Raw genomic sequence first — 20,100 nt, forward strand, 5'->3', positions numbered from 1 at the left:
TTAGCTCCTTAAAATTTTATTCTTAACATCCAGCAATGTAATGTCATTGCCAACTAGAATTCCTTTACAATTAAAATTCTTTGCCATAGCCATATCACTTTCCATCCTATCACCTACCACAACGATATGCTGTTTATCAAGCCCCCAATCCTTACATAAAATTTCGAGCATAAAAGGATTTGGCTTTCCTACTATATCCAGCTTAATTTCTTCATCAATACTACCAAGGATTGCACTTAGCATAGCATTGGCACCGGGTCTTAAAAGACCATTTTCTACCGGGAAATTTTTATCTGTATTTGCCACTATTATTCTACGAGATTTTTGTAATGCAATAAGAGCTCTTGATAAAATTTCATAGTTAAAATTTAAATCAAGCCCAATTACCACGGCTTCACAACTATACTCATCCTCGACATTTATATCTGCATTCGTTAATTCACTTTTAAAACCACGGCTACCAACTAAAAATATATTTCTTAGATCCTTTCTTTGCAAAAATATAGCACTAGCATAAGCTGAGGTATATATTTTATCTACAGTAGTTCTTATACCCATATGAATTAATTTATCTAAAATTTCAAATCTTGTTTTAGTTGAATTATTAGTAAAAAATAATACATTGTAACCATTAGATTCAAGCTCATCTATAGTTTGCAAAGCAAAGTCGGCAATTTTACTTCCAAAATAAATAGTTCCATCTAAGTCAAAAACTACAGCTTTATTCATCTACCGGCTTAATTATCATATTTTTATAAAATTCTTCTCGCGGCAAAAACGGAAACATATCTTCAAGCGGCTTTGAGATCATTTTGCCGTCAGGCTTTATCTCTGATGATAATTTCGGCTCCATTTTTTCAGTAGGCGAAAGCATTATTTCACAAACTACCGCACCTGGTTTGGATAGAATTTCCTCCAACTCCCCTTTTAAATTTAGCTGATTTTCTATTCTACAAGCTTCAAAACCATATGCCTGTGCTAGATTAACGGTATCCGGAAAACTTACGCCGCTATCTTTATCCGAGCCTACCTTGTGCCCTTTGAAAAAGTTGTTTTGAGTATTTCTGATAGAAATATAGCCCGCATTATTCAGCACAAAAATTTTGATTGGAAGCCTATGATGAATTATTGTCTGAAACTCTTGAATATTCATCTGTAAGCTGCCCTCTCCGGTGACGCATATAGTATTACCCTTGCCGTTTGCAAAACACGCACCGATTGCCGCAGGCAGATCGTATCCCATAGAAGCACAACCCGAATTTACTACCACCTTTTGATTCTCATATAAGCGCAAGCTCTGATAAGATGAAACACATGCCGTACCGTTACCGAATACATAAACTAAATCTCGTTTATGATTAGATAGTACATCGAAGAAATTATATGAATCAACCCACTCTTTTGCATTTTGTCTAAAAGGCTCAATCGTAGGATAATTTTTTCTGTAATTTTTGCAAATTTCAAGCCAAAATCCAAAATCCAGCTCGTCTTTCAGTGCAGATCGCAAATCCGATATAAAAACCTTCGCATCAGATTTTATCTTAATATCTGCGGCAATAGTTTTTTTGTTTAGTTCGTTTTGATCGATATCGACTAAAATTTTTTTGGCTTCTCTGCCAAAAAATTCCCAGTTATAACTAACTGCGCGGATATTTAATCTAGCGCCTATGGCAATGATGAGATCGGAATTTTGCACGACAAAATTTGCCGCTCTATTGCCGATAGTGCCATATCTACCAAAAAATAGATCATGGTCATTTCTAACGATATCGTATCTAGCGAAAGTACCGATAACGGGAACTTTTAAAATTTCGATTAGTTTTAGAAATTCTTCGTTAGCACCGGCAAGTGTTACGCCGTTACCCACAATGATAACGGGGCGTTTAGCAGCTTTTAACGCATCTAGAACCTGCGGGATTTTTGTGTCAAACTTCGGCGCTTCGGGGATTTCAAATTCTATCAGATCCGCTTCGTCCACCATCGCGCCTTGTATATCTAGCGGCACATCCAGCCATACGGGCCCTGGTCTGCCGTGCTTAGCCTCATAAACAGCTTTTTGCAGATTAAATTTTATGCTATTTTTATCCGTTATCATTACGGCGTATTTTGTGATAGGCCTTACGATGTCAACTATATTAACCTCTTGATCGCCGAGCTGACGTAAATTTAACTCGGGTTGCGAAGCAATGGTTGTTTGAAATTTCACCTGTCCCGATATGATCATCATAGGGATAGAATCCACCCAAGCACCGTAAACGCCGGTAACCGCGTTCGTCCCGCCGGGACCCGTGGTAACATACGCGATACCGATCTTATTTGAGACGCGCGCATATCCCTCTGCGGCTATCGCGCAAGCCTGTTCGTGATGGTTACAGACATACTCTAAATTTTCATTTTTACCAAGCGAATCTATCAGGTGCATATTGCCGCCACCCGAGACCATAAATATGGTCTTTGCGGTATCTTCGTGTTCGGCTATAAATTTTGCTATAAAATCGCTAACTTTTATCATCGCATCATATCTTTTACGTAGTCGTTTAAATTTTGCTCGGTATCGATTGTGCCGTTTTCATAGAAATTTTTATACCATTTTACAGTTTTTTCAAATGCCGTTTCGCTATCCCAAACGGGCTTCCAGCCAAGCAGCGCATGTGCCTTAGAGCAATCAAGCTTCAATAAATTTGCCTCATGAGGCTGGTTTATGTCGGAATTGATTTGAAATTCTATCTTATCCCAATATCGCTTGGCGCTTTTTAATACATCAAGCACCCTAATCGCGCCATCATCGCTAGGACCGAAATTCCACGCGCTGCCGAATTTCTTTCGCCCTTCAAGCAACTTTTGCCCCACGAGCAAATAGCCGCCAAGCGGCTCAAGCACGTGCTGCCAAGGGCGTGTCGCATGCGGATTGCGGATCGTTACCGCTTCATTTTTAGCTGCTGCGCGCATAACGTCGCAAATCAATCTATCTTGTGCCCAGTCTCCGCCGCCTATGACATTACCTGCGCGACACGTGGCAAGCAGCGTTTGATGCTTTGTGCCGTAATCTTTTTCATTAAAAAAGGAGTTTCGATATGAACTAGCCAGAATATCCGCGCAACCTTTCGACGAGCTATATGGATCATATCCGCCCATAGGATCGCTCTCGCGATATCCCCAAACCCACTCTTTATTTTCATAAGCCTTGTCGCTGGTGATATTTACGATCGCGAGAACGCCTGCTTTTCTGCAGGCTTCAAAGACTTTTAATGTGCCGATGACATTGGTTTCGTAGGTTGTGATAGGGTCGGCATAAGATGGGCGTACGAGTGCCTGAGCGGCAAAGTGAAATACAATGTCTGGTTTATAAGCTGCAAAGACTTCGTTTAATTTAGCAAGATCTCGTATGTCAGCAATCACCTGGACGATATTTAAATTTAAAAGTCTTATATGATTTGGCTCTGTAGGCGCCGGAAGCGAATACCCTATCACTTTCGCGCCCAAGCGCTGCAGCCATAAACTAAGCCATGAGCCCTTAAAACCGGTATGCCCGGTAAGCAAAACTGTTTTGCCCTTATAAATCCCGGAATATAAATTTTGTACTTCTTGTGTTGCTATCACACTATTCATAAGCTACCACTTTTTCCAAGGGGCATTGCCACTATCCCATAGCTTTTCTAGCACTTGCTTATCGCGCAAAGCGTCCATCGGCTTCCAAAAGCCACAGTGTTTGAAGGCGCAAAGCTCGCCATCTTTAGCTAAATTTGAAAGTGGGGCTTGCTCAAATACAGTCGTATCACCCTCAGTAATATAATCAAAAACTTTAGGCTCACATACAAAAAAGCCGGCATTTATCCAATTTCCGTCACCTTTAGGTTTTTCAAAAAAAGATGTAATTAAGCTTGAATTATTAATATCTAAAGCACCGAATCTACCTTCCGGCTGAACCGCCGTCATGGTGGCAGATTTACCATGAGACTTATGAAATTTTACTAATTCATCTATGTTTACATCACTAACGCCGTCACCGTAAGTAAGCATAAAACTCTCATCTCCCACATACTCCTGCGCGCGCTTGATTCTACCACCAGTCATAGTATCTAGCCCGGTGTCAATCAAAGTAACTTTCCAATCTTCGCTTAAAGTTTTATGAATCTTCATATTGTTATTTTTGATATCAATCGTTACATCGCTTCTATGCAGGAAATAGTTTGCAAAATACTCTTTTATATAATAGCCTTTATACCCAAGAAGCACCACAAATTCATTAAAGCCATAGTGGCTATAAATTTTCATAATATGCCATAATATCGGTCTGCCACCAATCTCAACCATTGGCTTAGGTCTGATGCTAGTTTCTTCGGCAAGCCTAGTGCCAAAGCCGCCAGCTAAAATTAAAACCTTCATATATTCATTTCCTTTGTTTACTTCCTTTATAGCAAGTCGTCGTAGAGAGAATTTATTTGTTTTTGATTTTATCAAAATAAAACTTAGATAAGAATAATGATTAGATAAATTTTAAATTCCCTCACCTTTTATTTCTAATGTAATATTATTTAACCAGGAGCAAACTTAAAATAGTGGAATTTTAAAATTCCACTATTTTATCGCTGCGATTTTTATAACATAGCTAAATTTACGCTACGCCTTTTTCGGCGTGATCAGCATATTTACGTAGCGACCCTCCAGCGCAGGCGCTTTATCGCGATCGGCAACTTCTGCGAAAAATTCGTCCCAAATTTTATTGAGCAAATTTACGCCGATTTCCGGACTTGACATCTCGCGCCCTTTTAAAAATACGCGAAGCTTGACGTGTTTGCCGCTACTAAGGAATTCTTTCGCGTGTTTTACTTTGTAATTAATGTCGTTTTGAGCGATTTTGGCGGACAGCTTGATCTCTTTGACCTCGATGATTTTTTGCTTTTTTTTCGCCTCTTTGAGCTTTTTTTCCTGCTGATAGCGAAATTTGCTGTAGTTCATGACCTTGCAAACGGGCGGCTTTGCATCGGGCGCTATCAAAACCAGATCCACGCCCTCTCGCTCGGCGATTTGCAGCGCCTGCGCCTTTGAAATTATGCCGTAAACCTCGCCGTTGTCGCCTATGCACCTGACTTCGCTAGCCGGAATGTCCTCGTTTAGAAAAACCTCTTTCTCTCTGCTCAAAAATTCACCTCGTTTAATTTAGCTTTTACGAAATTTAAAAACTCATCCAGCCCTAAATTTCGCTGTTCGCGCGCCCTGCGATCGCGCAGAGCCACGCTGCGAGCCGAAACTTCATTATCGCCTAGGACGATGATGAGCGGCACCTTCTGCTTTTCAGCCGTTCTGATTCGTTTATTTAGCGTCTCATTTCTATCTAAAATTTCGCCGTCAATGTCCGCCGCGCGCAGCAAATTTAAAATTTCTTTCGCGTAACTTGCGTGCGCCTCGCCGATCGGCACGATCGATACCTGCGTAGGACAGATCCAAAACGGAAGCTCGCCCGCGGTATGCTCGAGCAAAATCCCCACGAAGCGCTCGAAGCTTCCCAAAATCGCGCGATGCAGCATCACGGGCTGCTTTTTTTCATTATTCTCGTCGATGTAGCCTAGCTCGAAGCGCGCAGGCAGGTTAAAATCTACCTGTACCGTACCGCACTGCCACTTTCGACCGAGCGCGTCGGTGATTTTGATATCGATCTTAGGTCCGTAGAATGCGCCACCGCCCTCGTCTAGGCCGTATTTTAAGCCCTTTTCGTCAAGCGCGTCTTTTAAGGCCTTCGTCGCGATATCCCAAACCTCGTCGTCGCCGACCGCCTTTTGCGGTTTGGTCGAAATTTCAAGCTCGTATTCAAAGCCGAAAGCCTTCATCAAAAGCTCCACGAAATCTAAAATTTCATAGACGTTTTCTTTGATCTGGCTCGGCATCACAAACAGATGCGCGTCGTCCTGCGTAAACTCGCGCACGCGGAAAAGTCCGTGCAAGACGCCGCTTTTTTCGTGGCGGTGCACGACGCCGTACTCGCAAAATTTAAGCGGTAGATCGCGATATGAGCGGATCTCGCTCTGATAAACCTTGATGTGACCGACGCAGTTCATCGGCTTGATACCATATTCCTGCTCCTCGATCGTCGTAAAATACATATTTTCTTTGTAGTTGCTGTAGTGCCCGCTGATCTTCCATGCGTCTGATTTTAAAATTTCAGGGCCGCGCACCGGCTCGTAGCCTCGCTTGCGAAGCTGCCTATAAAGGCGCCCCTCGAGCTTTATGCGCATCCTCGTACCCGCAGGAAGCCAGATCGGAAGTCCCGCACCGATCTGCTCGTCGAAGGTGAAAAATTTCATCTCAGTTCCGAGCTTTCGGTGATCGCGCTTCTTGGCTTCTTCCAACATCGTAAGGTGCTTTTTAAGGCTATCTTTATCGGCAAATACGACGCCGTAGATGCGAGTTAGCATCTCGCGCTTCTCGTCGCCGCCGAGATACGCTCCCGCGATGCGCGTAAGGGCGAAATTTTTCAAAAATTTCGTATTTTGCACGTGCGGTCCGCGGCAGATATCCTCAAACTCGCCCTGTGCGTATAAGCTAACCGGGCCTTCGGGGATGCGCTTTAAAACTTCCTGCTTAAGATCGTCGTTTGCATATTTTTTCGCGACCGCCTCTTTAGTGGAGGCTATCTTTTTAATCTCTAAATTTGCCTCGGCAAGCGCGCGCATCTTTTTTTCGATCGCCTTTAAATCCTCTTCGCCAAGCTTCTCGCCGCCATTTTTGCTAACGCGCATATCATAGTAAAACCCATCCTCAATCGCCGGTCCTACGAAAAATTTTGCACTCGGATAAAGCTCGCGCACCGCTTGCGCCAAAAGATGCGCACAGGAGTGGCGAATCACCTTTAGCGCGTCCTCGGAGTTATCGAAATATATCGGCTGCGCCTCGCTTGCGCGCTCGCCGATACTTTGAGTATCGTAAATTTCACCGTTAAGTTTATATGCGATAATATCGCTCATTGGCTTGTTTCCTTTTTTACCGAATTGTCTTTCTTACGCTGAAAGAACGAGAGCTAATTTTAGCTAATCAATCCTTAACGATAAATTTAAAAAATATTAAAATTAAAATTTTTGATTCTTTTTTCGCAATAAAAAATACACGGCGTTCGCGCAAAAAGCACAAATCACCATCACACTTGCGAGCAAAAACGGCTTATTCGCTCCCACTGCACCCACGATAAACGAAATAGCCCCGGCGATGGCAAACTGCGCAGTCCCCAGTACCGCCGAAGCTGCGCCCGAGTTGCCGTCCTTATACAGCGCCATCGCAAGCGTCGTGGCGTTAGGCGCAACAAAGCCAAGGGACGAAAGTAATATGAAAAGTGAAACCTCGAAGCAGATAAAAGGAAGGTCAAGCATAGAGCATGCGAGCAAAATCAGGCTCGTCACAAGCATCGCTATTAGGCCGAAATTTAATAAAGCTGTGGGTTCGCGATTTTGCACGAGTTTGGCATTTAGTGCCGATACCAGAGTCATCCCGAGGGCGTTGATGCCAAATATTACGCCAAAGGCATGCTCACCCAACCCATAATAGCCCAAAAATATAAAGCTAGAGCCCGTGATATAAGCGAAAAGCGCGCTCATCGCAACCGCAAATCCTAGCGTATAGCGCATAAATTCTTTATTTCGCAAGATTATGCCGTATTCGCCAAGTACGCCTTTTACGCTAAGTGTAGTAGTCTCATCTATCTGCGCGCTTTCGTCGAGTCCGAAAAATATAAATGCAAAAAGCAAAATTCCAAGCGCGAACAAAATCGCAAAAATCGCTTGCCACGAGAAAAAATCTAGCACAAATCCACCTAGAGTTGGTGCTAGCATCGGTGCTAGCGAGCCTACGACCATCATTAGCGCAAACATCGCCGCGGCCTCGTGTAACTCGAATTTGTCATTAATTACAGCTCGCGCAAGTACCACTCCCGCGCACCCGCCTAAAGCTTGCAAAAACCTAAAAAATATAAACGCATAGATATTATCAAAGCTAACGCAAGCAAGCGACGCACATATAAAAAGCAAAATGCCCGCATATAGCGGCTTTTTACGACCGAATTTATCACTTAGCGGTCCATAAACGAGCTGTCCTAGCGCAAATGCGATGAAAAAGCTTGCAACCGATAGCTGAGCGTAAAACTCGCTCGTAGCAAAGCTTGCCTTTACCTTTTCCAGCGCAGGCAGATACATATCGGTAGACAAGGGCGCCAGAGCCGACATATAGGCAAGTATAATCACCAGCTTAAATTTAGCAAATTTACTTTGTTTGACCATCGTTTTCCTCAATTATTTTTAGGCAGAGCTCAAACGTGCGCACGAGCGCGTTTAGATCCTTAAATTTTTGCGGCAAAAGCCTAGCGATAAAATATATCGGACGCAGCGCAAGTACCGTAGCCCACGCACTTTGCACTACATCCTGCCCGCCGCTTGAGGCGTAGGTGCGAATGGCTGCGCGCACCAAATCTTCGCTTAGCCCTTCACGGCACAGATCATAGACGAAAAGCAAAAAATCTCGCATTTTGGCTTTTTGCAGATCACCGCGCTCGCCGCGATTTTCAAAATCTATAAATTTCATCTCGCCATTTTTTACTAAAATGTCGCGCAGCGCGGGTCTGCCGTGTATGAAGCCGCGCGAATGCAGCTGTGCTAACGCCGCAGCATAGCCCTCAATGAGCGCCACGCAAGCCGCCTCATCCGAGCTTTTTAGCACCTCGTCCACCGGCGTGCCGCCGTCTTTGAGTACAAAAAAGCTCTCGTCTTGCAGCACCGGCTGCGGCACAGGCGCGCCGGCTGCATACAGGCTCTCACATTTTAGCGCTTCGTAATCGAAAGCGGCTTTCGGATTTGCTTTGAATATTTTCGTAAGCAATCCGCCGCGGATGCGCAACTCCGGCTGCTTAAGCCAATATTTCTCACCCTCGAAACTAAAGCTCGTGACGCGCTCGCCAAGATGATTTTTTAGAATTTCATTTACGTATTCTTTAAAATTTTGCATTCGATAAATTTAGCGAATTTTTTTTAGAAAGAGCTAAATTTGCGAGTTTTATTTGTTTGCATAAAATTTATTACGTAAATTGGCGGAGCCAAATTTTAAAACTATCAAGTAGAATTTATTGCAATCTTGGAATTTTACAGCACAGGAAGCAGCAAAAGCGCATAATTTTAAAATTTAGCAGTTAGATAAAATTTCAGAATTTTAAAAATTAAAATTTGCGTCAAAAAATTTTAAGACTAGAAGTGGCGACCCCTACGAGATTCGAACTCGTTTTACCGCCGTGAAAGGGCGATGTCCTAACCGTTAGACGAAGGGGCCACTTAATCTGGTATTAAGATTAAAGGCGGTATTCTACTCAAGACGCACTTAAACCCAACTTAAATTAAGGATTATTTATGAAATGCTCTTTTCTGGCGCCACTTGCACTTTCGCTTCTGTTCGCAGGCTGCGCTACCACCGCGCTCAAGCCCGCTTCTACGCAAGCTGTAAATTTCACCGTCATTTCGCCGCTTACCCGCACCAGCGACGCGGGCTTTATGCGTAAATTTAAAAACCAAACTGAGGTTCAAATTTACGCAAGCGGCATCAGCGTGCTGAGCCTGGTTTTAAAAGGCGATAAAATTTGCATGAACGGCGCGTGCGACGACGAGCTCGTTTTCAATAAAAAATTCTTCGGCGCCGAGCACTACCGCGGGCTTCTCGGCCAAATCCTAGACGGCAAGCCGATCTTTGGCGGCAGCGACGCGGGCGAGCGCCGTTGCCTCACGCAAAGCCTGCAAGATGGCTCTATCGATTATAAGGTTTGCCGTGACAAGGACGGCGGCGGAAGATCCATAAGCTTCGCCGACGCAAAACGCGGCGTAAAGATCAAAATCCGCGAGCTGCTGTAAAATTTTACGCTAGCCGCGAGCAATGTTTGTAGCACGTGAGATGCGATTCCGCGGGCGGCGCGAGCAAATCGCGAACGAGTAAAATTTCGCGCGGCGGGTGTTTATAAACGCGCGGGAATAATGCACTCTAGCAGCCGCCTCAAAACACAGCGCGAAGATCAAAATTTCATTACTCGGCGGGGTAGCCGCCTAAGTTGTGCAAACGGCGCGGTTTTATTGGCGCTCTGCGCCGGCTCTTTGCGGCGAAATTTACCAAACAGCGCGTATGTGCGAAAGAAAAAACGCGCATTTAAAATTATAAAATTCGCGCGCAGCTAGGGTTGATGAAATTTGCCGCGGGCGGCGCAAAATAAAATTTAGGAGGTAAAATGAAGCGGATCGGAGCGCACGTGAGCGCTAGCGGCGGGGTTTCCAACGCGCCGTTAAACGCCGCAAAGATCGGGGCGGACGCGTTTGCGATGTTCGTCAAAAATCAGCGCAGATGGGATGCGCCGCCACTTAGCACAAAGGAGATCGCCGCGTTTAAGGATGCACTGAAACAAAGCGGCATCCGCGCGGAGCATGTCTTGGTGCACGACAGCTACCTCATAAATTTGGGCCATCCGCGTGAGGCGGAGCGCGAGAAGTCCCTAAACGCCTTCATAGACGAGATTCGCCGCTGCGAAGCGCTCGGGCTTAGGTTGCTAAATTTTCATCCGGGCTCGCATCTAAATGAAATTTCAGCTCAAGTGTGCCTGGATAATATCGCAGAGTCGCTAAATTTCGCCATCGCAAACACTAGTGGCGTCAAGCTCGTGCTCGAAGATACCGCCGGCCAGGGCTCCAATCTCGGCTATGATTTCGCTCAGCTTGCTTACGTGATCGATAAAATTTCAAACAAAGATCGCATCGGCGTCTGCATCGACACCTGTCACGCGTTCGCCGCAGGATACGACCTCCACAGCCGGCAGGCCTATGAGCGCACGATGAGCGAGTTTGACCGCACGATCGGCTATAAATTTTTAAGCGGCATGCACCTAAACGACACGAAAAACGAGCTTGGCGTGCGCAAAGATCGGCACGAGAGCCTCGGACGCGGATTTTTGGGGCTTGGGGCATTTGAAAACATCATGAACGACCCGAACATCGACGAGATCCCGCTGATTTTAGAAACCATCGACGATAGCCTCTGGGCGGAGGAGATCGCGCTTTTGCGCAGTATGCAAGGACGCCGTAAAGCCTAATCGGGCGCCTTTTGCGCCACGTAGAATTTATCTCATTTTGATTCAAAGTGGCGTGGAGCAACAAGAGCCTTATGCCGTGCAAATTTAATATCGTGGGATTTATCGCTTAAATTTTAACAAGCAAAAATAATGAGGAACTTCGCGCTAAAAATTCTGCGCCGTAAAAAGTCGCGAAATTCTACGACGAAAACACAGCACCAGAGCAAAAGAGCAAAATTTTTATAGAAAAACGCAGCGCAGCAGCAGAAATGAAAAATTTTACGCTGCGTAATTAAAATTTTCAAGCAAGATTTTTAAAGCGATGCGGCGGCAAATTTTAAAATTCTATCGCTACGATATTTCAAGGCTCAGCGCCAGATTCGAAGCTCTAGGAATTTTAAAATTCTAAATTCCGAATCAAAAAATCGACGCTAAGCTTTATATTTACGACTGCGTAAATTCCAACATCACAATTCTACTTTCTCTTGATCCTTGCAGAGGCGAAGCGTATAAGGTCTCCATAATCCTAACTTAAAATTTTGCTACGTACCAATCTATGCTTTTGGCGCGCCTTTGCTTGTAACAAACCTGCCTATTTATTTTAGCGCTTTGCTCGCGTCAAAATCAGTGCAGGATCCGTGTAAATTTACGCTAAATTCTGCCGCAAGATCGCCCGATCAATTTAAAATTTTATCGTTGAGTTTAGTGGTCACCGCCGCGATTTAAATTTAAACGCGACAGGATTTTAAGCCGCAGTCGACATATATTGAACCAGCTGCAGCTCGGCGCGCTATTTTAACAGCTCATACATATCGCAGGATTTTTGCCAAAGTTCTTTAAACTCTGACGGATTCATAAAAAGAGAATTTTTATTTTTGCCCAGATCGCAAGCTTTTTTATAGTATTGCGCAGCTTTACTTTTATCGTTAGAGTTGTAGTTAAATAGCGCAAAATTATAGCAACTCGCTAGCTCATCCGCTATGTCGCAACCTTTTTTATCATAAATCGCCGCTTTCATTAAATTTATTTTTACACCGTCTCCTTTACGGTACATCTCTGCCAACATACTGCATGATAGCGCTGATAGCTTTTGCCCTAGATTGCAAGCTTTGTCATGGTAGATTATCGCTTTTGATATATCTTTCTCAACCCCATCTCCGTCACTATACATTGATCCCAATAGTCCACAATAAGTAGCGTCTCCCGCATCGCATCTTTTTTCATGATATTCGATGCCTTTTTTAGGATTTTCTTGCATCATTCTGATCGACATTACAAGGCAACTTGGCTCATATCCGCCGTCGCAGGTTTTTTCAAGCAGCTTAAGTGTTTTAGTATTATCTTCGTATTGTAAAGCGGCTCTAAGGCAAGACTCCATATTGCCGTCATTACACTCTTTTTCTAGCGTCTCAAGCTCGGACGCTCCTAACGCAAAGCAAGCGGTAAATGCTAACGCAAATAGCGATTTTTTCATTTAGTATCCTTTCTGGGTAAAATTTGGCTAATTCTACCCCCCCCCCCCCCTGAGAAATTGATTAAATTTGCCGCGAATTTTAACGAGGCGGCGATAATTTAACGGCTGGGATCCGCCAAACCCGCTCAAAAATTTAGATTTTACGCAAATTTGAGCTATAATCCCTTTTTTGAAATTTAACCTCGGATAAAGATTTGAAAATAGCTTTTTTTGACTCTGGTATCGGCGGGCTTAGCGTGCTTGCCGAGGCTTTGCAGCGGTTTAGCGGAGCGGAGTTTTTATATTTTGCCGACGAGGATCACGTCCCCTACGGCACGAAAAGTAGGGCCGAGATAGTGCGGCTAAGCCTCGATGCGGTAGGATTTCTGGTCTCGCGCGGCGCGGACGGAGTCGTCGTTGCTTGCAACACCGCCACGAGCGCGGCTATCTCGGAGCTTCGCGGTGCATTTAGCGTGCCCGTCATCGGCATGGAGCCCGCCGTCAAGCTCGCCGCGGACAGCTTCGGCGCGCGCCCGACGCTGCTCATCGCCACTCCGCTAACGATCTCGGGTGAGAAGCTCGCACGCCTCGTTGGGCGGCTGGAGTGCGAGACGTGGAGCCTGGCGTTACCCCGCCTCGTGGAGTTTGCGCAGGACTTGGAGTTTGACTCGCCTGCAGTTCGGGCGTATCTGAGCGAGGAACTGGCTAAATTTGAGCTCGCGCGCCTTGGCTCGCTGGTGCTTGGTTGCACACATTTTAACTATTTCAAGGACGTTTTGCGCGAAATTTTGCCTCCGCACGTGCGCATCATCGACGGTATCGACGGCACGCTAAACCGCCTAGCTAGCGAGCTGGGCGGAGGGCTAAAGCTTGCACGCGGCGAGGATTTGCCCTCGCGGGCGGCTAAATTTAACGCGGGCGGCGACGCAAAATTTGATACGAATTCATCGGCGCAAGCCCACAAATTTGACGCGGAAGGGCGAGACGCAGGCGGCAGACAGAGCATAAAGGGTAAGAGCAAGCAAGACGAGGGGGTCGATAAAAGCGCTCGCAGCGAGCAGGACGCAGGAGGGGGCAACGAAAGCTATGTCGGCAAAAATAATGCAGAAGAGTGCTGCAAGAGCGGCGGAGGGTCGGCAGGCGATGCGCACGACGTAGAGCAGTGCGGCGAAGACAAACGCCGCATGTCGCCGCGCGCCGTAGATGCGAATTCGCAGCTCAAGCTTTATTCTCGAGGCGGCGCGGATTTGTCCTTGGAATTTAAGCCGAGAGGCGAAGGAACGGGCATTTCGCGAGTGAATTATCCAAACGGCAACAGCGTGGAATATTTTTGCTCGGGTAGGGCGCTAAATGCGGCGCAGTTACGCAAGGTAGAACTATTTTTAAAGCGGCTCGATGCGATGCGAGGGATCGGCTAGGCTACGCGCCCGTGCGTCGTAGATCCGTAGCGCAGTGGAATTCCAGTGCGTCATAAATCACGTCAAATTAAAATTCCTGTTCATCGCGGATCGCACCACGCAAATTAAAATTTTAATTAAAATTCTAGTGCATCGCAGATCGTGCCTTGAAAGTTAAAATTTTGGCGCATCGTAAATCGTAGCGCAGACTTAAAATTTCGCCGTTTCGTAAATCGTGCCGCATAGACTAAAATTTCGGCGCGCTAAAAAATTTAACTCGGCTTGATGATTTAGAAGCGGCTTAGCGCAGCGCGCAAGCAATAGTGCCTAGCCGTCGTCCGACGCGCGAAAGTTAAAATTTTACGGGGCAAATGCTGCCTTCCGCTGTCCGGCACGTAAATTTAAAATTTAACGCACAACGCCGCCGTACGACTTGAAACCGCATAGCGCAAGCCAAGCGCCGCCGTTGCCACTAATTCTTTGAATTTCATAGCGCGAGCCGAGATCGCTGTTTGCAGGAGTTGCCTCACGCCGCACGAACTGTCGCCGCAAATTTGAAATTTTAAATTTAGACTAGGGCGCGGATAAAATGCGCGCGCGAGTTTAAAATTTAGCGCGCCGCGCAAACCGCCGCCGAGAAAATTTGACTAGCGGCATGTGAGATCGTGAAATTTAGCATGCCGCACTGCGAAATTTCACCGCCGCCGAGTGAAATTTAGACTAGCCGCGCGGCGTAAATTTTAAAATGATTAAATTTCAAGGTGTCGCGAAGCCCGTAAGTCTTTTCTGCGGTAGTCAAAAGCTCGCAGGCTTTAAAATTTGAAATTCCAAAATCCGTAAAGCAAGATTTTGCGCCGTATCATTTCGCAGGCGAGATTTTTACCACAAAATTCAGCGCCGTGGAGGGCAAATTTACTCTGCACCGAAGGCGCAGATTTTAGTTTGAACGTGGAGCATCCGGTATTACCAGACGATTCTTGGATCTGCTCAAGAAAACAGCGTCGTGGGCATGCCTTAAATTAACAGCTTCGACACTATTTTCATCGGCTGGAACTTTCTCTTTATATTTTTCTATGATAGCCTTAGCTTCGTCTAAATGGCTCCTATAATACTCAACCGAATACGCCATACTCTTTTCCTCTACGACCGTTTTAGCGTTCACGCAATTCTTATATGAGCTACTTCCGTCTTTAAGGGTATTGAAATCACACTTCGCTAAAACCTCTTTGGCTTCGTCCAGATGCGCGTCGTAATACTCCTTAGTCTTTACCTCGGTATCGTCACCGCAGCCTACTAATAAAGCAGCTAACACCCCCCCCCCCCCCCAGAGGAACATCTTAGGATTTTTCATTTCATTCTCCTTGTTTGAAATTTATCGGTATTTTACTACCCGTTTACTTTAAAAATTTTAAATTGCGGGCGCACGCGCCGTTTTAACGCAGCCAGTTAAAATTCAGCTTTTAAAATTTGCTCGCGCTTTTTGAAATTTCGTTTTAAAATTTTACTTGCGCGGTGAAATTCTGCGGAGTGAAATTTCGCGAGGCAGATTAGAATTTTGCCTAGTAGAATTCCGCATCGCTGCGGAATTCAAAATTTAAAAGCAAATTTAAAATTTGCGGGAGCTACTCCTCTATCTTTTTACCTGCAAATCGCACGAGAGCCCACGTAACGGCAAGCCCCATCGGCAGCGCGATCCAGACGCTAAGTCCTAGCGCTACGGGTAGATAGCCCGCTACCACGGCGACCGCGCCGACGGATAGAGCGTAAGGCATCTGTGTCTTTACGTGCTCGATATGATCGCAGCCCGCGCCCATCGACGAAAGGATCGTGGTATCCGAAATCGGCGAGCAATGATCGCCGAAAATCGCGCCCGTAAGTACGCCCGAGATATTTACGATCATATAGGCGTGAAGCGCATCGCCAGAAAGCCCGTAGTGAAGTCCCACGGCGTTTGCCAAAGGTATGGCTAGCGGCATTAGAATTCCCATCGTGCCGTAGCTAGTGCCCGTCGAAAAGCTAATGAACGAGCCCAGTACGAAAATCGCTACCGGAAGCAAAAATTTCGGCGTATTTTGGCTTAGCATATCGACTAGATAGCGCGACGTGCCGAGCTCTTTGATGACCGAGCTGAGCGACCATGCAAGCAGCAAGATCACGATCGTGACGATCATCGTCTTCCACCCCTTGATCCACGTAGAGATCGCCTCTCTGACGTCAAAAATTTTACGATAAACGCTCATAAATATAGACACGACCGTAGCAAGAAGCGCCGCTTGGAAAAGCGCGACCGACGAGTTTGCGTTGCCGAACGTCGCCTGAAGCGTCGCAAAGCTTAGCGGAGAGGCTTTTGCGGCCGCGAGAGCATCGCCCTCAAGCTTGCTTAGCCCGCTAAAATAAAAGCTCGCAAACGCACCGCAGATTAGCACTATAAGCGGGATAACGGCGTTTGAAGCTTGCGGCTTGATCCCCTCTTTGGGCTCTAGCGTTTTATCTTCGAGCTCGGCGATGTTAGAATTTTTGGAGTGAATTTCGCCGCTCGCCGCGCGCCTTTCGGCTGAGAGCATCGGTCCGAAATCTCTACGCATGAACGCTACGTAAACCACGAAAGCGAGCATGAAAAGATTGTAGAAGCGATAGGGCATGGTTTGCACGAAGATCGAGAAAGCATTTACGTTTTGCACGCCGATCTGATCATATCCCGCTCTTATCAGAGAGACTTCAAGACCTACCCAGGTAGAAATTAGCGCGATACCGGCAATCGGCGCGGCGGTAGCGTCGATGATGAAAGCGAGCTTTTCGCGGCTAACTCTAAATTTATCGGTAATCGGCCGCATAACGGGGCCTACGATCAGAGCATTTGCGTAGTCGTCGAAAAATACGAAAAGGCCCATAATCCACGTTGAAATTTGCGCTGAGATACCAGTTTTCGCGCGCTTGCTAATCCAAAGCGCTACGGCTTTCGTGCCGCCCGTCCTGCTAATCAGAGCGACCACGCCGCCAATACAAAGCACCTGTAAAAGCACGCCCGCGTTGCCTTTGCTAGCCATCGAGCCCACCACGCGCGCGACCAGATCCGTAAAGCTGCCCACAAGCGCGGAGATCGGATTGTTGCCGACGACTGCAAGCATATAGGTGCCGCTAAAAACGCCGATGAAAAGCGACAGGATCACCTCTTTGGTGATAAAGGCAAGCGCGATCGCCACGACGGGCGGCACCAGCGTCCAGATACCGAAAAGCTCGGCGTTATGCTGCCTGGTCGCGTCATCCACCGCAAACGCGGCAACCGATAAAAACATTAGTAATAGAATTTTTTTCATTTTCTAGCCTTAAAATTTAATGCTTTTCGATAAAAAGCCCGGCCCAGCTCTGCTGCGTCGCCATCGCCTCTACGACATTGATATTTACGCGATGGGGCATCGCTAGGCAGCTTAGCATAATCTGCGCGATGTCCTCTGGCAGGATCGCATCGACCCCCTCATACACGGCCGCGGCGCGCGCTACGTCGCCTTTAAAGCGCACCTCGCTAAACTCGCTCTTACAGATTCCCGGCGCGATCTCCGTCACGCGGATGCCCGTGCCGCGCAGATCGTTGCGGATATTGCGGCTAAACTGCTTGATAAACGCCTTGCTCGCGCCGTAAACGTGGCTACCCGGATAGGGCCACGCGCCCGCAGTCGAGCCGAGATTGAAGATATAGCCGCTTTTGCGCGCGATCATCAGCGGCAGCACCGCCTTGGTCGAATACAGCACGCCTTTGATATTCGTATCGACCATCGTCTCCAAATCCTCTACGGGCGTCTGCGCGATCCCCTCAAGCCCGAGCGCGAGCCCTGCGTTATTTACGAGCACTTCGACGTCTTTGAAATTTTCAGGCAGCGCGCTTACGGCATCAAACACCGCAGCCTTATCGCGAATATCCGCGGCGATAATGTGCGTATTGCCTAGCTCGCCGGCTAGCTTTTGTAGCCGCTCCTTGCGGCGTCCAAGCGCAACGATCTTATAGCCTTGCGCACTAAGCGCCCTAGAAATCGCCTCTCCAAAGCCGCTCGTAGCGCCCGTGATGAATGCCGTATTTTTCATATAATCCCCTTTGCGTAAAATTTTAAATTTAGCGCAATGATAACGCAAAACGGATTTAGAATTTATGAATTTTATCTTGGGGCGCGGACGTGGATAAAATAATGCGAAGACATTAGCGGGTTCTCTTGCGCATGAGCTCGCGATCGGCAGTGGATTCGGCGAGCGCACGGCTAAATTTAAAATTTTGCGCCGTTCGTTTGTCGCAGTTTGCTATAATCACTTAAATTTAGGAAAAAGGCAAATGAGCAAATTTATACGATTTATCTTCGTTAGTATCTGTGTTTGCGCCACTTATGCGGGTCTGAAACATGCTTTTATGCTCTTTATCACGTGGCTCATGTTTAGTGGGGTATATTTTGACGGGCCGGGTGCACTGCTCGCCATACCGCTCACGTTTCTAAGCTCATCAGTTATATTTGATTATTATTGTATTGCGCTGGGTTCTCATCTGCTCTTTTTATCGCTGCTTAAAGGGCGTGGCGTGAAAACGCGGTGGATTTTGCCTTTATTTTTTCTCATAACGCTCGCGTTTTGTAGTTTTTGCGTCTTAATCGGGCATGAAGATTATCAGCGCATAAACGCGCTTTTTGCACTCTTGCTTATCTCTCCTTTTACGCTCATTGCATACGCCATCGTTACGACCGTAATCCTTGCCAAAAATAAAATTTCGGATTATTATCCGATCTTAGTCGCGATAATTTTTGTGCCTATTCATGCCGCCAGCATAGGGATATGGGGATTAGAACGGATATATTTTGGAGTATTTCTAAACGCGACGATACTGGGGATTTTTTATTTCACGGCGAAAATCGGGCGCGTAAATTTGATCGCACACAGACCTACACCCGACAAAATGCAAAATTCTAAAGACCGCGTTATCAAAACGATACAAAGCAGCGCAACATTATTAAACAACGATATTTTAAAGAAGCGCTAAATTTTATCCTTTTTTAGGAATTCTAAATAACACTTTCGTCGCGCGCTACAAGCTTTATATGCTTCCCGATAGATCTGTGCTTTGCCAACAAAACCTTCAAAAACTGCGCCGTTTTGCCTCTTGACGCATTGACGTCGCTATTTGATCAAATTTAGACCCAGCGCGATCTCGTCGTTTTTGGTCACGCCGATACTCTTATTTAGCACATTTGAGCAATCTGCTTAGCTTCAGCTAGCGAGTGCATCGCGAAGGTGCCGCATTGAAATTTATTCAGCTCGGGGATCTCTGCTTGAGAGCCCACGCCTAGAATATATCCCTTCATACTCGCGCTCCACGCCGTCGTGATGTTAATATTTGGTTTTAATAGCAACTACTCCAATAAAATTTCATCTGTCACGCACAAGGTCTTTTGCGTTTTTCGATTTAAAATTTGAGTCGCGAGAATTTCATTCGTCGTTTACGGATACTCAGAATAAATATTGCGGTTATTTTATACGTGCAGAGTAAGATAAAATTTGTAGTTCTCAGGCGTGGCAAAATCAGCACGCCCCGTTTTACAAGCGATAAAATAAAGCGCGTTGGAATCGGCCTTCACTTGAAATTTTATTTAAAAAGCAAATCGGATTTTAGCTTGAAATAAACCTGCTCGCCTTTTAGCTCGCGGACGATTTGTAGTGCGAATTCCATCGCAGTAGCTGGACCTTTCGAAGTCATTATATTTTGATCTTTTACGACATTCGCCGCATTTGTATAGCCTGGGTGAGCGATCTGATTTTCAAAGCCTGGATAGCAAGTGTAAGAGCTTTTTAGCACACCTGCAGTAGCTAGCGCCCACGGAGCAGCACATATTGCGCCAATTTTTGTATTATTTGCATCAAAGTCACGTAGAATCTTACCGAGCTTCTCGCTTTTGGCTAAATTCTCCGCACCGGGCAAGCCTCCCGGTAAAACTATCATAGAAAATTCAGACACCTTAATATCATCCAAAATTTCATCCGCCACAAGCTCAATGCCGTGCGTACCGTGAACGCATTTTTTCTCTAACCCCACAGCTAGAGCATCAATATCTGCACGTCTTAAAATATCAATGATGCTTATCGCCTCGAGCTCCTCAAATCCGTTAGCTAAAACTATTGCCACTTTCAATTTGCACTCC

General features: G+C 46.1%; 18 protein-coding genes and 1 tRNA gene. 4 read left to right on the forward strand and 15 right to left on the reverse strand.

Translation table 11 applies throughout. The annotated features are described in order from the left end of the window. From CGRAC_RS09890 to CGRAC_RS09930, 9 genes are all read right to left on the reverse strand, one after another. A complete protein-coding gene (locus CGRAC_RS09890; RefSeq protein ID WP_005871069.1) occupies window positions 1–729 on the reverse strand; it encodes an HAD-IIA family hydrolase in 729 nt (242 codons plus the stop codon). After that, complete coding sequence (locus CGRAC_RS09895; RefSeq protein WP_005871068.1) at window positions 722–2,512, reverse strand: thiamine pyrophosphate-binding protein; 1,791 nt, start codon at window positions 2,510–2,512, stop codon at window positions 722–724. The genes CGRAC_RS09890 and CGRAC_RS09895 overlap by 8 nt, the downstream gene beginning before the upstream one ends. After that, complete coding sequence (gene rfbG / locus CGRAC_RS09900) at window positions 2,509–3,609, reverse strand: CDP-glucose 4,6-dehydratase (RefSeq protein ID WP_005871066.1); 1,101 nt, start codon at window positions 3,607–3,609, stop codon at window positions 2,509–2,511. Before rfbG ends, CGRAC_RS09895 begins: the two co-directional genes overlap by 4 nt. A gap of 3 nt (window positions 3,610–3,612) precedes the next feature. Further along, on the reverse strand, window positions 3,613–4,386 hold the full coding sequence (gene rfbF, locus CGRAC_RS09905; RefSeq protein WP_005871064.1) for a glucose-1-phosphate cytidylyltransferase: 774 nt from the start codon (window positions 4,384–4,386) through the stop codon (window positions 3,613–3,615). A 234-nt stretch (window positions 4,387–4,620) separates the two neighbouring features. Further along, window positions 4,621–5,142: a translation initiation factor IF-3 gene (infC, locus tag CGRAC_RS09910; RefSeq protein ID WP_005871062.1), complete on the reverse strand. Its 522-nt coding sequence runs from the start codon at window positions 5,140–5,142 to the stop codon at window positions 4,621–4,623. Beyond that, window positions 5,139–6,962: a threonine--tRNA ligase gene (gene thrS / locus CGRAC_RS09915; protein ID WP_005871061.1), complete on the reverse strand. Its 1,824-nt coding sequence runs from the start codon at window positions 6,960–6,962 to the stop codon at window positions 5,139–5,141. Before thrS ends, infC begins: the two co-directional genes overlap by 4 nt. A gap of 102 nt (window positions 6,963–7,064) precedes the next feature. Continuing rightward, window positions 7,065–8,264, reverse strand: coding sequence for a multidrug effflux MFS transporter (locus CGRAC_RS09920; RefSeq protein WP_005871059.1), 1,200 nt, complete (start codon window positions 8,262–8,264; stop codon window positions 7,065–7,067). Further along, window positions 8,248–8,985: a BUD32 family EKC/KEOPS complex subunit gene (locus CGRAC_RS09925; RefSeq protein ID WP_005871057.1), complete on the reverse strand. Its 738-nt coding sequence runs from the start codon at window positions 8,983–8,985 to the stop codon at window positions 8,248–8,250. The genes CGRAC_RS09920 and CGRAC_RS09925 overlap by 17 nt, the downstream gene beginning before the upstream one ends. Before the next feature lie 243 nt (window positions 8,986–9,228). Next, window positions 9,229–9,303 (reverse strand) — tRNA-Glu (locus tag CGRAC_RS09930). Between the two features lie 77 nt (window positions 9,304–9,380). Between CGRAC_RS09930 and CGRAC_RS09935 the strand changes: the two genes are divergently transcribed. Both CGRAC_RS09935 and nfo read left to right on the forward strand, forming a co-directional pair. After that, window positions 9,381–9,875, forward strand: a complete 495-nt coding sequence (locus CGRAC_RS09935) for a hypothetical protein (RefSeq protein WP_005871053.1) — start codon at window positions 9,381–9,383, stop codon at window positions 9,873–9,875. 368 nt (window positions 9,876–10,243) lie between these two features. Next, complete coding sequence (gene nfo, locus CGRAC_RS09945) at window positions 10,244–11,098, forward strand: deoxyribonuclease IV (RefSeq protein ID WP_005871045.1); 855 nt, start codon at window positions 10,244–10,246, stop codon at window positions 11,096–11,098. Window positions 11,099–11,867: 769 nt separating this feature from the next. Here nfo and CGRAC_RS09950 read toward each other — a convergent pair. Then, window positions 11,868–12,551, reverse strand: a complete 684-nt coding sequence (locus CGRAC_RS09950) for a tetratricopeptide repeat protein (protein ID WP_005871039.1) — start codon at window positions 12,549–12,551, stop codon at window positions 11,868–11,870. A gap of 194 nt (window positions 12,552–12,745) precedes the next feature. Here CGRAC_RS09950 and murI point away from each other — a divergent pair, with 194 nt between their 5' ends. Further along, window positions 12,746–13,948 carry a glutamate racemase gene (gene murI, locus CGRAC_RS12630; protein WP_005871037.1) on the forward strand — a complete coding sequence of 401 codons (1,203 nt, stop codon included), beginning with the start codon at window positions 12,746–12,748 and terminating at the stop codon, window positions 13,946–13,948. Between the two features lie 916 nt (window positions 13,949–14,864). Here murI and CGRAC_RS09965 read toward each other — a convergent pair. The 3 genes from CGRAC_RS09965 to CGRAC_RS09975 form a co-directional block, all read right to left on the reverse strand. After that, window positions 14,865–15,239: an EexN family lipoprotein gene (locus CGRAC_RS09965; protein WP_115587560.1), complete on the reverse strand. Its 375-nt coding sequence runs from the start codon at window positions 15,237–15,239 to the stop codon at window positions 14,865–14,867. A 310-nt stretch (window positions 15,240–15,549) separates the two neighbouring features. Further along, window positions 15,550–17,244 (reverse strand): Na+/H+ antiporter NhaC family protein, encoded by a 1,695-nt coding sequence (locus CGRAC_RS09970; protein WP_005871030.1) that lies wholly within the window; start codon window positions 17,242–17,244, stop codon window positions 15,550–15,552. A gap of 16 nt (window positions 17,245–17,260) precedes the next feature. After that, complete coding sequence (locus tag CGRAC_RS09975) at window positions 17,261–18,007, reverse strand: SDR family NAD(P)-dependent oxidoreductase (RefSeq protein WP_040303930.1); 747 nt, start codon at window positions 18,005–18,007, stop codon at window positions 17,261–17,263. A gap of 241 nt (window positions 18,008–18,248) precedes the next feature. Here CGRAC_RS09975 and CGRAC_RS09980 point away from each other — a divergent pair, with 241 nt between their 5' ends. Continuing rightward, window positions 18,249–18,944: an LTA synthase family protein gene (locus CGRAC_RS09980; protein WP_040303927.1), complete on the forward strand. Its 696-nt coding sequence runs from the start codon at window positions 18,249–18,251 to the stop codon at window positions 18,942–18,944. 199 nt (window positions 18,945–19,143) lie between these two features. On the opposite strand, the gene CGRAC_RS12960 is transcribed toward CGRAC_RS09980, so the two are convergent. Continuing rightward, window positions 19,144–19,266 carry a hypothetical protein gene (locus CGRAC_RS12960; RefSeq protein WP_407637287.1) on the reverse strand — a complete coding sequence of 41 codons (123 nt, stop codon included), beginning with the start codon at window positions 19,264–19,266 and terminating at the stop codon, window positions 19,144–19,146. Window positions 19,267–19,547: 281 nt separating this feature from the next. Next, a complete protein-coding gene (locus tag CGRAC_RS09985) occupies window positions 19,548–20,090 on the reverse strand; it encodes a DJ-1 family glyoxalase III (RefSeq protein ID WP_005871021.1) in 543 nt (180 codons plus the stop codon). Window positions 20,091–20,100: the final 10 nt, after the last annotated feature.

It is taken from the genome of Campylobacter gracilis, from assembly GCF_001190745.1.
In the GTDB taxonomy this organism is placed as follows: Bacteria; Campylobacterota; Campylobacteria; order Campylobacterales; family Campylobacteraceae; genus Campylobacter_B; species Campylobacter_B gracilis.